Annotated in this window: 8 protein-coding genes; all 8 read right to left on the bottom strand. The window is 75.8% G+C overall.

Annotated features, from left to right (window positions below; all coding sequences use genetic code 11):
* Positions 1 to 21: 21 nt before the first annotated feature.
* Complete coding sequence (gene nudC / locus CS0771_RS10000) at positions 22 to 924, bottom strand: NAD(+) diphosphatase (protein ID WP_212840732.1); 903 nt, start codon at positions 922 to 924, stop codon at positions 22 to 24.
* Entirely contained in the window at positions 921 to 2,243 is a 1,323-nt protein-coding gene (locus CS0771_RS09995) for a pitrilysin family protein (protein ID WP_212840731.1), read from the bottom strand. Before CS0771_RS09995 ends, nudC begins: the two co-directional genes overlap by 4 nt.
* Positions 2,240 to 3,535 (bottom strand): M16 family metallopeptidase, encoded by a 1,296-nt coding sequence (locus CS0771_RS09990; protein ID WP_371821564.1) that lies wholly within the window; start codon positions 3,533 to 3,535, stop codon positions 2,240 to 2,242. The genes CS0771_RS09995 and CS0771_RS09990 overlap by 4 nt, the downstream gene beginning before the upstream one ends.
* A gap of 99 nt (positions 3,536 to 3,634) precedes the next feature.
* A complete protein-coding gene (locus tag CS0771_RS09985; protein WP_212840729.1) occupies positions 3,635 to 5,095 on the bottom strand; it encodes an FAD/NAD(P)-binding protein in 1,461 nt (486 codons plus the stop codon).
* 192 nt (positions 5,096 to 5,287) lie between these two features.
* Positions 5,288 to 6,511: a S8 family serine peptidase gene (locus CS0771_RS09980; protein ID WP_212840728.1), complete on the bottom strand. Its 1,224-nt coding sequence runs from the start codon at positions 6,509 to 6,511 to the stop codon at positions 5,288 to 5,290.
* An 88-nt stretch (positions 6,512 to 6,599) separates the two neighbouring features.
* Positions 6,600 to 6,743: a hypothetical protein gene (locus CS0771_RS09975; RefSeq protein ID WP_212840727.1), complete on the bottom strand. Its 144-nt coding sequence runs from the start codon at positions 6,741 to 6,743 to the stop codon at positions 6,600 to 6,602.
* A 121-nt stretch (positions 6,744 to 6,864) separates the two neighbouring features.
* The gene (locus tag CS0771_RS09970) at positions 6,865 to 10,152 is read right to left on the bottom strand and encodes a UvrD-helicase domain-containing protein (protein ID WP_212840726.1); all 3,288 of its coding nucleotides are present in this window, start codon (positions 10,150 to 10,152) and stop codon (positions 6,865 to 6,867) included.
* On the bottom strand, positions 10,149 to 13,409 hold the full coding sequence (locus CS0771_RS09965; protein ID WP_212845744.1) for an ATP-dependent DNA helicase: 3,261 nt from the start codon (positions 13,407 to 13,409) through the stop codon (positions 10,149 to 10,151). The genes CS0771_RS09970 and CS0771_RS09965 overlap by 4 nt, the downstream gene beginning before the upstream one ends.
* Positions 13,410 to 13,478 lie beyond the last annotated feature (69 nt).

Genomic DNA, 13,478 nt, shown 5'->3' with positions numbered 1-13,478 from the left:
GATCAACGCGGGAGAGGGGGGTCAGCCGCCGTGGAGCCAGTGCACCACCAGGCGGTACGCGATGGAGGAGCGGTTGGGGAGGGTGAAGGAGGTGTCGGCGCCGTCGGCGACCGCGGCGATCTCGGTGCGGGTGAACCAGCGAGCGTCGATGAGCTCCTCGGGGTCGGTGCGGATCGGGTTCGCGGCCGGGTCGGCGGTCGCGGTGAAGCCCAGCATCAGCGAGCGGGGGTACGGGAACGCCTGGCTGGCCAGGTAGCGCACCTCGTGGACGCGGACGCCGGACTCCTCGTACACCTCGCGGGCGACCGCGTCCTCGGCGGTCTCCCCCGCCTCCACGAAACCGGCCAGCGTCGAGTAACGACGCTTGTCGGCGTTGGCCCAGATGACGTTGGAGCCGAGCAGCGCGCGGCCGTCCGGACCGGCCACCCCGTCGTGCACCAGCATGATGACGGCCGGGTCGGTGCGCGGGAAGTGGAGCTCGCCCTCGCTGTCCCGGCGCACCCAGCCGCCCTGCTCCACCGTGGTGGGGCGGCCGGTGCGCGGTGCGTACAGGTGGTCGCGGTGCCAGCGCACCAGCGCCAGCGCCTGGGTCAGCAGCGCGGTCTCCCGGGGCGGCAGGTCGGCGCCCACCTCCCACAGGTGCCGCGGCGTCGCGCCGGGCACCTCCGGCAGCGTGCGGTTGACCGCGAAGTACGGCATACCGTCGGCGTCCACCGCGAGGAACAGCGGCTCGCCCGCCGCGTCGCCGGGGCCCACCTCGGCCGAGGTGAACAGCACCAGCCGGTCGTCACGGATCAGCGCCTTGCCGTCGTCGCCGACCACGACCACGCGGCCGCGCTGCCAGGCGTCGGCGAGCCACTGCGGGTCGGCGCGGCGGAACGCGGCCCGGTCGAGATCCGACCGGGCCGCCTCATGCTCGGTCACGGCTTCGACTCGACCTCGACCGGCACGATCGCCGCGACCGCGGCCTGGATCCGCTCCGCGTCGCCGAGGATCACCGGGGCCGCCACGGCGGGCGCCAGGTACGTCGCCGCGGCGCGGTGCACGTCCTCCAGCGTGGCCGCGACCAGCCGCTCCGAGTAGTCGGCCAGGTAGTTCAGGCGCAGCCCGAACCCGGCGTACGAGCTGGCCAGCCCGGCCAGCCCGGCCTGCGTGGACATGCCCAGCTGCAGCGTGCCCAGCGTGTACTGGCGCGCCTGCTCCAGCTCGGTCTCGGCCACCGGCAGCGCCGCGATGCGGCCCAGCTCGTACAGCGTCTCGACCAGCGCCGGGGCGGTGACCTCGGTGGCCACCTCGGCGGAGACGGTCAGCGTGGAGCCGGCCACCGAGTGCTCGATCACCGAGTGCGGGCCGTAGGTGTACCCCTTGTCCTCGCGGATGTTCTCCACCCAGCGGGACGAGAAGTAGCCCCCGAAGATCATGTTGGCCAGCTGCAGCGCCGCGTGGTCCGGGTGCGTACGCGGCACCGCGGGCAGCGCGATGCGCAGCGACGACTGCACCGCGCCGGGCCGGTCCACCAGCAGCAGCGGCCCCGGCGTCAGCGCCGGGATCGGCGGCAGCTCGGCGGTCTCGCCCCGGCCGTCCCAGCCGCCCAGCCGCTTGGCGGCCACGTCGACCGCCTGCTCCGGGTCCAGGTCGCCGACCAGCACCAGGGTCGCCCCGGCCGGGTGCAGGCGGCGGGCGTGCAGCGCGCGCAGGCCCGCCGGGGTCACCGCGCGCACCTCCTCCACCGACGGCGTCTGCACCGCGTACGGGTGGCCCGGGTAGATGCGCTTGAGCAGCGCGACGCGGGCCAGGTGGGCGGGCTGGCTCTGGGCCACCTGGATCCGGTCGGCCAGGCGCTCGGACTCGGTGGCCACCTCACCCTCCGGGTAGGCGGCGTCGTCGAGCACCTCGGCGAGCAGCTCCAGCAGCCGGTCCAGCCCGGACACCAGCGAGTTGCCGCTGATCAGCAGCCGGTCCGGGTCAATCCCGGCGCCCAGGCCGCCGCCGACCGACTGCAGGTCCGCGGCTATCTGGACGGTGGTCTTGGTGCTGGTGCCGGAGAACAGCGTCTGCGCCAGCACCGCGGCCTCGGCCAGCTCGGTGCGGGCGAACGGCACCCGCAGCCGCACCTCGGCCAGCGGCACGCTCGGCCGGCGGATGGCCAGCACGGTCAGCCCGTTGGGCAGCGTCCGCTCGGCCTGCAGCGGCAGCGACAGCGGCCGGGTCTCGTCCAGTTCGGGCAGAGCGAGCAGCGTCACTGGTTGCCTCCGGGCACGACCTCGATGGAAGCCCGGCGGTGCGGGCGCAGGGCGGCGGCGGCCGACCGGATCTGCTCCTCGGTCACCTCCGCGATCAGGTGCGGCAGGTCGTTGAGCAGGCCGGGGTTGCCCCGCTGCAGCTCCAGCACGGCCATCCGCAGCGCGCGGCCCAGCACGGCGTCCGTCTCGCGGAGCAGGTGCGTGGCCATGCGGGCCTGGGTGCGGGCCAGCTCGCCCGGGGTGAGGCCGTCGGTGGCCAGCCGGTCCAGCTCCTCGTCGATGGTGACCAGCACCTTGTCCACGCTGCCGCCGGGCGGCAGGTGCGACTGGAGCAGCAGCGCGGTGGGGTCGCGCACCTCGAACGGCTCGCCCATGAAGCCGAGGTAGCCGCCGACGCTGGTGACCGTGCGGTCCTTCAGCACCAGGCGCTCCACCAGGCGGGACGCGTCGCCGTCGGTGAGCACCTCGGCCAGCACCACGTACGGCAGGTAGCCGGCGAAGTCGGTGACCGGGTTCGGCACCCGCCACGCCGAGGCCACCGCGGGCAGCGGCGCGAGCCGGTCCACGTAGGACTCGCGGCGCTCGGCGGTCAGGTCGGGCTCGTCGAAGTCGGCGAGCTGCGGCGCGGGCCGGGCGGGCACGTCGCCGAAGTGCCGCTCGATCAGGGTCCGGGCGTACGCCGAGTCGAAGTCGCCGGAGACGCTGAGCGTCGCGTTGCCGCAGGCGTAGTAGCGGTCGAAGAACTCGGCCGCGTCGGCCACGGTCGCGGCCTCCAGGTCGCTGAACGAGCCGTAGCCGTCGTGCGCGTTCGGGAACGTGTCGAACATGACCGGCGGGAGCTTCAGCCACGGGAACCCGCCGTACGGCCGGTTCAGCACGTTGACCCGGATCTCCTCCTTGACCACGTCGATCTGGTTCTTGAGGTTCTCCTCGGTCAGGCGCGGCCCGCGCATGCGGTCGGCCTCCAGGAAGAGCATCCGCTCCAGCGCGTTGCTCGGCACCGTCTCGAAGTAGTCGGTGTAGTCCAGGTGGGTCGAGCCGTTGAAGGTGCCGCCCGCGCCCTGCACGTGCCGGAAGTGGGCGAGCTTCTCCAGGTTGGCCGAGCCCTGGAACATCAGGTGCTCGAAAAGGTGCGCGAAGCCGGTGCGGCCCTCGGGCTCGGACCGGATGCCCACGTCGTAGACGACCGCGACACCGATCACCGGTGCGCTGCGGTCCGGGCTGAGCACGACGCGCAGGCCGTTGGGAAGCGTGAACCGCTCCACCTCGTATGCCGTGCGCGGGATCTGAATGCTGGTCTCGGTGGACACAAAACCGACCCTAGCAAGCTGTCCGAGTGCGCGTCCGCACCCGCGGGGTGTGACATGCGCGCGGGTGCCCGCCGGGAATCTCTACGACTCCACGCACTCGGCGACCGGCGCCAGGTCACGGCCGACCGCGCCAGCCGGCGCCTGCGCCAGCGCCCTCGCCTGCGCGCGGATCTCCGGCGCGGCGGTGGTCTCCCACAGCACGCCGCGGCGGGTGGGCCCGAGTGTCCACAGCGCCGGGTGCGCCGAGCCGTCGCGGCGCAGCAGCGCGCCGTGCGGGTCGGTGTCCAGGCCCAGGCCGTACGGGCCCGGCCGGGCCATGCCCTCGGCCACCAGCGCCCGGACCAGCGGATCGGACTCGACCAGCCGGCCCGGCCCGGTACAGTTCACCACCGCCGCGTAGCCGGTCGTGGTGATCGCGCCGCCGTGCCGCTCGCGCAGCACCACGCGTACGCCCTCCGCACCGGGCAGCAGCCCGCACAGCTCGGCGGCCTGGATGCGCAGCTCGCCGCGCTCGCGCAGTCCGTCGATCTCATCGGCCACGGCCGGGGCCATGCGGTGCCGGTGCACCTCCCAGTAGCGGGCCAGGTGCCGCAGGAAGCGGCGCTGCTCCGGCTCGGGCAGGCTCCGCCACAGCGCGTCCCAGTGCGGGCGCAGCGCGTCCAGCACCGCCCGCCAGTCGCCGGTCCGCTCGGCGAGCGCGCGCAGGGTCCGGACCATCGTCGCGAGCGAACCGGCGGCCGTCAGCTCGCCGAGCGCCGCCAGGGTCGCGGCCTGAGCCGCCGCCACCGCCCCGGGGCCGGGCACCGCCGACGCCGCAGCCTGCGTGCCCGATGCCGACGACGCGTCGGCACCCGGCACCGGGGCAGGCCGGTGCGGCTGCGGGAGCAGTCCGTGCCGGGAGACGGCGGTCAGTTCGCGGCGGCCCGCGCGGGACAGGCTCAGCGCCACGTCGACGGCGGTCAGGCCGGTGCCGATGAGCAGGATCGGCCCGTCGGGCAGGTTCTCCAGCGCGCCGGGCCGCCACGGGTCGGCGACGTAGCCGCCCGAGCGGGTCAGCGCCGGGTCGAGCCGGGCGGGCGCGGACGGGGCCGGGTGGCCCAGCGCCAGCACCACCCGGTCGGCCGGGATCACCACGTCGTCGCCGAGCAGCACGGTGAGCGGGCCGCCCGCGGCGGACGGCTCGAACACCCGGGCCACCCGGCCGCGCTGCATGGTGAGCCGGCCCTGCGCGGTGCGGTCGGCCTCCCGCAGCACCTCGGTGAGGTAGTCGCCGTACCAGGTACGGGGCACGAACGCGCCCGGCGCGGTCCGCGGGTCGCGGACCCGGCACCAGCGCAGGAAGTCCTCGGGCTGATCGGGGTCGGCGCTCATCGCCGCGGCGGGCGAGTTGAGCAGGTGCCACGGGGCGGCGGTGCCGTAGGCCAGCCCCCGGCCCGGCCGCGCGCCCGGGTCGACCATGACCACCTGCCAGCCGGTCCGCAGCAGCTCACGAGTGGCCAGCACGCCACTGCAACCGCCGCCGACCACCACCGCGATGCCCATGGCCGTACCTCCTCGTATCGCTGATCAAGTTAAGGCGCAGCCGGCCGGACCGGCCGACCAGCCCGACCCAAAACCTACATAACCTACCGACACGATAGGAGATGCGAGCGGCACTTGCCACCCCCACGCGCAGTCAGGGCTCCCGCCAGGCCGCCGAGGCGGCATGAGGGAAGCCCTGACCCGAAGCAGCGGTCAGCGGGCGGCAGCCGGAGTGCGCGAGGCGCGGCCGGCCCACACGCCCAGGCCGGTGAAGAACAGCAGCAGCGGGAGCACCACCAGCCAGCGCCGCCAGTCACGGCTGTCGGCCAGGGCGACCGGCAGCGGGGAGGCGCTCGGCGCGACGCTGGGGCTGGGCGCCGCCGGGGACGGGGCCGGGCTCGCCGGAGTGTCCTCGGGCAGCGCCACGGTCAGCGCGGCGGACAGGTTCAGCAGGCCGGTGCCGTATCGGCTGTCGGGACCGGGCGCGCCGAGATCCTGCGCGGACAGCCGCAGCCGCTGCACCACCTGCAGGGCGGTCGCCTTCGGGTACGCCGACCAGACCACGGCGGCGGCACCGGCGAGCACCGCCGCGGCACCGGCTCCGCCGTCGATGCGGTAGCCCGCGCCGGGCCCGGTGGTGACCAGGTCCACGCCGGGCGCGGTGAGACCGGTGGTGCGCCCGCTCAGCGGGGCGACCGGCACCTGGCCCGAGCGGTCGGCCGGGATGGCGTTGAGCACGCCCGGGTACGACGCGGGCCAGGGCGTGAACGGCGATCCGGACCGGTCCGCGTCGGCCGCGATGACCAGCACCCCGGCCGCGACGGCCGCCTCGATCGACGACTCCAGCCGGGCGCTCGGCGCCACGCCCCGGGCCACACAGATGATCTTCGCGCCCCCGGCCACGGCCCGGTCCACGGCCGCGGCCAGCAGGTCCGGGTCGCCGGTCGCACCCGGCTCCGGCGCGAACGCCACCGGCAGGATCTTGGCACCCGGCGCCACGCCCAGCACCCCGGCCGTACGCGGATTCGCCACGGCCGACGGGGACGGTTCGGGCGACGCCAGGCCCGCGGCCGACGGGGACGGGGACGGCGACGCGCCCGGCACCGCCGGCACGATCGGCGGAACATGGCCGTGACCTGCGATGAGACCGGCGAGCCCGGTGCCGCGTCCGTCCACATCGGTGCCCGAGGCCGCGTCCGCGCCCGGCAGCACCTGGCCGGTCAGGTCCGGGTGGGCGGCGTCCACCCCGGAATCGATCACGGCGACGATGATGCCCTCGCCGGTGGCGCGCTGGTGCACGGCGGCGAGGTCCAGGTCGGTGAGCTGCCACTGGGAGCTGCGGACGAGATCAGGCTCGGCCGCCACGGCCGGGCCCACGCCCGTGACCAGCACGGCGGCCAGGAGGGCCGCCGTCACCAGGGAAGTCCGCTTGAACATCGCGCCACTCCGGCAGATATCGAGGAACCGCCGGTCCAGGGGGAACGGGCCGGGTTCCGAGGCGTTCACGGTCTCAGCTCCATCCGGTTCACGGCAGCGCCGGCGGATGCACCTCGACGACGATACCGGCCTGCGCCGCGTGCCACGGCGCGAGCACCACGGCCCCGGCGATGCCCAGCCCGGTGAGCGCGAGCAGCATCACCAGGAGCAGTTCCCGGACCGACGACTCCACGGCGCGCCTCCCAGCGGATGCGTGTTTCCGCATCCACAATGCCCGCCGCGTACGACATCACGCTGTCGGTTCGACGACTCGTTCCGTCCGGCGTTCGGCCGATCTCCGATGGCACGGACCGTCAGTCGGCGTCCTGGGTGGGCAGTGCCGTCAGCAACGCGGCCAGCCCCGCCGCGTCCAGCAGGTCCGCCGGGCGCACGGTGTGGTTGTCGCGTACGTAGTGGAACGCGGCGCTGACCTGGGACACCGGCACCCCGGCCAGGGCCGCCCAGGCCAGCCGGTACGCCGCGAGCTGCACGGCGGCCGCGGTGGCCGCCGCGCCGGTGGGCACCCGGCCGGTCTTCCAGTCGACCACCTCGTAGCCGTCGCCGGACCGGAACACCGCGTCCATCCGTCCACGCACGACGGTCCCGCCCAGCTCGACCACGAACGGCGTCTCCACCTCGACCGGCACCCGGTCCGCCCAGACGCTCTGCTCGAAGCGCTCCTTCAGCACCGCCAGCTCCTCGTCGGGGGCGGCGTCCTCGTCCGCGGCGCCGGGCAGGTCGTCCAGGTCGAGCAGCTGGTCGGCGCCGTAGCGCTGCTCCAGCCAGTGGTGGAAGGCGGTGCCGCGGCGCGCGTACGGGTCGGGTGCGGCGGGCAGCGGCCGGCGCAGCCGCCGGGCCAGCGCCACCGGGTCCTTGCGCAGCGCCACCAGCTGCGACACCGACAGGTGGGCGGGCAGCACCACATCGGCCCGCTGCGCCCGGCGCGCCTGCTCGGTGCGCTCGACCAGCAGCAGGTCGGCCTCCTGCCGCCAGCGCCGGGTCACCTCGTCGTGCTCGGCCAGCGCGACCCCGCCGTCCGGGTCGTCCAGCATGGCCCGGACCAGGTCCGCGGCGGCCTCCACGTGGGCGCGGCGCGCGCCGAGCGGATCGCTGGGCCAGGTGGACACGACCTCGCCGCTGGTCGGGTTGACCGCGTCGGGCTCCGGCTCCGGCGCCCACACGTCGACGTGGCCCTCCCCGGCCCGGCACACCGCGACTATCTCCTCCAGCAACGGCGACGGCCCGCGCGGCTTGCGCACCTTGTCGCCCCACCAGTACCCGGAGGCGAACAGCCAGGTCCGGGGGCGGGTGACGGCGACGTACGCCAGGCGGCGCTCCTCGCGGGCGTCGTGCTCCTTCCACTCCTGCTCGAACTCGGCGACGGCCCTGCCCAGCTCCTTCTGGTCCCCCGCCCGCTGCACGTGCAGGGCGGGCAGGCCGTCGCGGTCGCCGCGCAGCGGGAACGGCAGCACGCCCAGGCCCTTGAGGTAGTGGTCGCCGGCCTTGCTCGGCCCCGGCCACACGTCCTTGGTCAGCCCGGCCACCGCGACGACGTCCCACTCCAGGCCCTTGGCCGCGTGCGCGGTGAGGATCTGCACCGCGCCCTCGGCCACGTCGATCTCGCCCGGGGCCAGCCCGCGCTCCTCGTCCTCGGCCGCGGCCAGGTAGGCCAGGAACGCGCCCAGCGGCGCCCCGTCGGTCTCGATCGCGAACCGGGCCGCGACCTCGCCGAGGGTGTCCAGGTGGGCGCGGGCCAGGCCGACCTCACCGGCCCGCACCGCGACCTCGACGTCCAGGCCCGTGGTGCGCTCGATGTCGGCGATCAGGTCGCTCACCGGCTGGTCCAGCCGCGCCCGCAGGGCGGCCAGCTCCTGCGCGTACGCCGACAGCCGGGCGTACGCCGCGGCCGAGTACTGCTCGGCCGGGCCGAGGTCGTCCAGCGCCTCGGACAGCGCCGCGTCGTCCAGCCGGTCGCTGACGATCTCCGCGTCGTCCCCGGCGGCCACCCGCCGCTCGTGCGCCAGCGCGCGGGAGCGCCGGTGCAGCGCCACCAGGTCGCGCGGGCCGATCCGCCAGCGCGCGCCGGTGAGCAGCCGCAGCAGGCTCGCCCCGTCCGTCGGATCGTTGAGCACGCGCAGCGTGCACACCACGTCGCGCACCTCGGGCGTGTCCAGCAGGCCGCCCAGGCCGACCACCTCGACCGGCAGCCCGCGGGCGCGCAGCGCGGCCTCGATCGGCGCGATCTGCGAGCGCACCCGCACCAGCACCGCCGAGGTGGGCCGCCGCTCGACCGGGATGTGCGCCGGGTTCTGGTCGTCGGCGACCTTGGCCTCGGTGCGCCAGGCGGTCACGATCTGGTCGGCGATCCAGTCCGCCTCGTCCAGGTGCGACTCCAGCAGCGCGCACTGCACGATGCCGGGCGCGTCGCTGCCCGAGGTCAGCGACACCACCCGGGCGCCCCGGTCGCGCAGCGGCGCCGAGATCTTGTTCGCCACCGACAGGATCTCCGACCGGTTGCGGAAGCTGCGGCCGAGCTGCGCGGTCGCCGCGGGCTCGCCGTTCACGTCGGGGAACTCGGCCGGGAACCGGTCCAGGGTGCCCGCGCTGGCCCCGCGCCAGCCGTAGATGGACTGGCACGGGTCGCCCACGGCGGTCACCGGATGCCCGCGCCCGGTCGCGCCGCCCTCGACCACGGCCACGTCCCCGGCGAACAGCGCCCGCAGCAGCGTCACCTGCGCGTGGCTGGTGTCCTGGTACTCGTCGAGCAGGACCACCCGGAAGCGGTCCCGCTCGGCCGCGCCGACCTCGGGATGGTCGCGGGCGACCCGGGCCGCGCGCGACATCTGGTCGCCGAAGTCCATCGCCTCCAGCACCTGCTTGCGCTGGTCGTACGCGCGCACCAGCGGCAGCAGCTGCAGGCGGGCGCGCTGGCGGGCGAGCAGGTCGCGCACGTCGGCGGTGACCCGTCCCGGCTTGCCGCTGAGCGTGGCGTGGAAGCGGCCGGTCCAGGCGGCCAGGCCGTCCGGGGTGACCAGGTGCTCGGCCAGCTCCCCGGCCAGCGCCAGCACCGCCGACACGACCGTGCTCGGCGCGGCCTCCACCGCCGTCATGTCCCCGGTGTAGGAGCGCACCACCTCGTCGGCGAGCTGCCAGCAGGACGCCTCGGTGAGCAGCCGGGTGCTGGGCTCGTACCCGGCGCGCAGGCCGTGCTCGGTGACGATGCGCGCGGCGAAGGAGTGGTAGGTCGCGATGGTCGGCTCGCCGTCCAGCCCGCCCGGGATCCGGTCGCCCGCGTGCCTGCGCAGCTGCCCGAGGCGCACCCGCACCCGGTGCGCCAGCTCGCCCGCCGCCTTGCGGGTGAACGTCAGCCCCAGCACGTGCTCGGGGCGTACGTGCTGGTTGGCGACCAGCCACAGCACCCGCGCGGCCATGGTCTCGGTCTTGCCGGACCCCGCACCCGCGACGACCAGCAGCGGCGCGACCGGCGCGCTGATCACGGCGGACTGCTCGGCCGTCGGCTCCTTCAGCTCCAGCCGCGCGGCCAGCTCCTCCGGCGTCCACCGCGGACCGTCCGCGACGCGCGGCTTGGAAACGAGCGTCACGGTTCGACCACCTGGCGCCCCTTGCCGGAAACGGGGCAGCTGCTCTTCACCGGGCACATCCGGCACTTGTCGTTGATCTTCGCGACGAACGTGGACGCCGCCATGGTCGCCGCGGTGCGGTGCACCATCGCGTGCGCCCACTGCGGATCCTCCGCGCCGCCGATCGCCTCCTGCACCTGCTCCTTGGCGTCCTTGTGGGTCGTCCCCAGCTGCACCAGCGCCGCCCCGCCGGACTCGTCGCCCTCCGGGAACGCGCCCGCCTCCACGGCCACCTGGTAGGCCCCGAGCTGCGGATGCTCGGGCAGCTCCTCGCGGGTGGCGGTGGTGGTCTTGCCGGTCTTCAGGTCGATCACCACGAGCCGGCCCTGCTCGTCGACCTCCAGCCGGTCCACCCGGCCCACCAGGTCGATCGGCGGCTCGGCGGCCAGCCGTACGGTGAACTCGCGCTCGATCGCGACCAGGCGCCGCGGGTTCTCCGCCAGCCAGCGGGTCAGCTTGCCCAGCATCTCCTGCGAGCGGTCCCGCTCCCGGCCCGCCAGCCAGGCGGCGGCCAGCTCGATCGCGTCGAACCGCGCGGCGACGTAGTCCATCAGCACCGACGGGTCGGTCATCGCCTCGTCGGCCAGCATCGCCGCGGCGTGCACCAGGTTGCCCACGCCCTGCGCGCTGGACGAGGCGGGCGCGCCGCCGTGCCGCTCCAGCAGCCAGCGCAGGCCGCAGCGCAGGGCGCTCTCCATGGTGGACGGGGTGACCCGCACCGGCTCGTCCGGGCCGTGCAGCGGGCCGTCGTCGGACAGCTCAGGCAGCCCCCACCAGGTGTCCGGGTGCGCGCCCGGCACCCCGGCGGCGGCCAGCCGGGCCAGCTCCCGGGCCGCCGCGTGCCGTCGCGCCGGGTCCGGGCCCGCGACCGCGCTGCGCAGCTCCGCGACCAGCGCGGGCAGCGTCAGCGCCCGGGGCGGCCGGGCCAGCTCCAGCTCGGCGACCTCGTCCTCGTCCACCTTGACCGGCGGCGCCAGCTCGAACAGGAAGCGGCTGGGCCGGTCCTCGCCGTCCGCGCCGCCGACCGCGCCCGAGTCGACGGCGGTGACCACCAGCCGCCGCCGGGCCCGGGTCGCCGCCACGTAGAACAGCCGCCGCTCCTCGTGCAGCAGCGCCGCGGTCTGCGCCACCCGCTGCGCCCGGTCCCCGGTGAACGCGCGCTGCGCCACCTCGTCGACGAGCTGCTCCGAGCCGAGCAGGCTGCCGCGCAGCCGCAGGTCGGGCCAGACGCCCTCCTGCACCCCGGCCACCACGACCACGTCCCACTCCAGGCCCTTGGCCGCGTGCGCGGTGAGCAGGCGCACCGCCTCGCCCCGGTCGCCGCTGGCGGCCAGCGAGTCGGCGGGCAGCTGCTGGTCGGCCACGTGCTCCAGGAACGTGTCGATCCGCGCGCCGGGCAGCCGGTCGGTGAACCGGGCGGCCGCGTCGAACAACACCATGATCGCGTCCAGGTCACGGTCGGCGGTCTCGGCGCGGCGCTGCTGGTCCAGCCCCAGCGCGGGCGCGGTGGCCAGCCCCGCCCAGCGCTCGGCCAGGCCGCTGGCCCGCCACACGGCCCACAGCACCTCCTCGGCGGTGGCTCGGGGGCGCGCCGCGGCCTCCCGGCCGGTGGCCAGCAGCCGCGCGATCCGGGTCGCGGGCTCGGCCCAGCGCCGGTCCAGCGCGGCCAGCTCGTTCGGGTCGCGCAGCGCCTCGACCAGCAGCTCGCCCGAGCCGCGCGGGTCGCCACCGGCCATCGCCAGCGCACGCAGACCCTGGCGCAGCCGCCGCTCGGTCATCGGGTCGGCCCCGCCCAGCGGCGAGTGCAGCAGCGCGACCGCCGCCTCCTCGGTGAGCTGGTCCGGCCGCAGCGCACAGCGCAGCAGCAGGAGCAGGGGTTTCACCGCGGGCTGCTGGTGCAGCGGCAGATCCTCGGCCAGCACCTTGGTCGGCACGCCCGCCTGGCGCAGCGCCCGCTCGTACGCCGGGAGCTGCGCGTTCGTGGAGCGCATGATGACCGCCATGCGCGACCAGGGCACCCCGTCCACCAGGTGCGACCGGCGCAGCCGGTGCGCCACGAACGCCGCCTCGCTGACCCGGCTGCGCAGCGCCACCACCTCGACCCCGACGTCGGGATCGTCGACCTCCTCGGCCGCGACCGCCGCGTCGAGCACGGCCGTGGCGAGCAGCGGAACCGTGTCGGGATCCGGCTCGCGGGGCGCGGGCACGAGCGGCAGGTGGCTCGGCAGCCGCCGGGCGACGCGTGCGGTGGCCTTCCGGATGGCGGGCGCGGCCCGGTGGGCGGTGGCCAGCAGCACCTGCCCGGCGCCGGGGAACAGCTCGCCGAAGGTGCGCACGATCTCCGGGTCGGCGCCCCGGAACGCGTAGGTCGACGAGTCCGGGTCCGCGAAGGCGACCAGCGGCAGCCCCTGCGCGATCAGCTGCAGCAGCTCCACCTGCGCGGGGTCGGTGTCGGCCAGCTCGTCGACGTACACCGCCGACAGCCGCGAGCGCTCGGCGGCCAGCAGCTCCGGGTCGCGGCGCAGCGTCGCGGTGGCGGCCCGGACCAGCTCGGCGTGGTCGTAGCCGGCCGAGCCGCGGGTGCTCGCGTCGCGCAGCGCCATCGTCTGCTCGTACTCGTGCAGGAAACGCGCGGCGGCCTGCCAGTCGTCCCGCCGCTGCCAGAGCGGGTCCTCCGGGCCGATGCCGCGCTCGGCGGCCCGCAGCAGCAGGTCGCGCAGCTGCTCGGCGAAGGCGCGGGTGCCCAGCGCGGGCAGCAGCCGCGCGGGCCAGGCGGCGTCCTCGCCGGGCAGCAGCTCGCGGATGACGAGGTCCTGCTCCGGTCCGGAGAGCAGGCGCGGGGAGGGGTCGCCCAGCAGCGCGGCCGAGCGGCGCAGCAGGCCGAAGGCGTACGCCGGAAAGGTCCTGACCAGCGGCTCGTGGCCGACACCGCGCGCGATGCGGGACTCGATGCGGCGGCGCAGCGACTGCGAACCGCGCCGGCCGAAGGTCAGCACCAGGATGCGCTGCGGGTCGGTGCCCTCGGCCACCCGCCGGGCGACCGCCTCGACCAGGGTGGTCGTCTTGCCGGTGCCGGGCCCGCCGCGCACCAGCAGCGCACCGGCCTCGTGCTCGATGGCCCGCAGCTGGGCCGGATCGGCATGCAGCGGGGGCCGGTCGGGGCCGCCGGCCCGGACCAGCCGCCAGTTCCGCTGCGCGCCGCTGCTCACGCCGAACATTCCAGCACGCCGGGGCGACACCGCGGCCGCAGCCATCGACTCTGTGTGACCGGCGTCCGCGTCCGAGGC

Source organism: Catellatospora sp. IY07-71 (assembly GCF_018326265.1).
Classification (GTDB): domain Bacteria; phylum Actinomycetota; class Actinomycetes; order Mycobacteriales; family Micromonosporaceae; genus Catellatospora.
This window is presented reverse-complemented; position numbering and strand designations above follow the sequence as displayed.

Coding starts and splice junctions, on each gene's coding strand:
- CS0771_RS09985 (WP_212840729.1), bottom strand. CDS start 5,095: ATGGGCATCGCGGTGGTGGTCGGCGGCGGTTGCAGTGGCGTGCTGGCC.
- CS0771_RS09980 (WP_212840728.1), bottom strand. CDS start 6,511: ATGTTCAAGCGGACTTCCCTGGTGACGGCGGCCCTCCTGGCCGCCGTG.
- CS0771_RS09965 (WP_212845744.1), bottom strand. CDS start 13,409: ATGTTCGGCGTGAGCAGCGGCGCGCAGCGGAACTGGCGGCTGGTCCGG.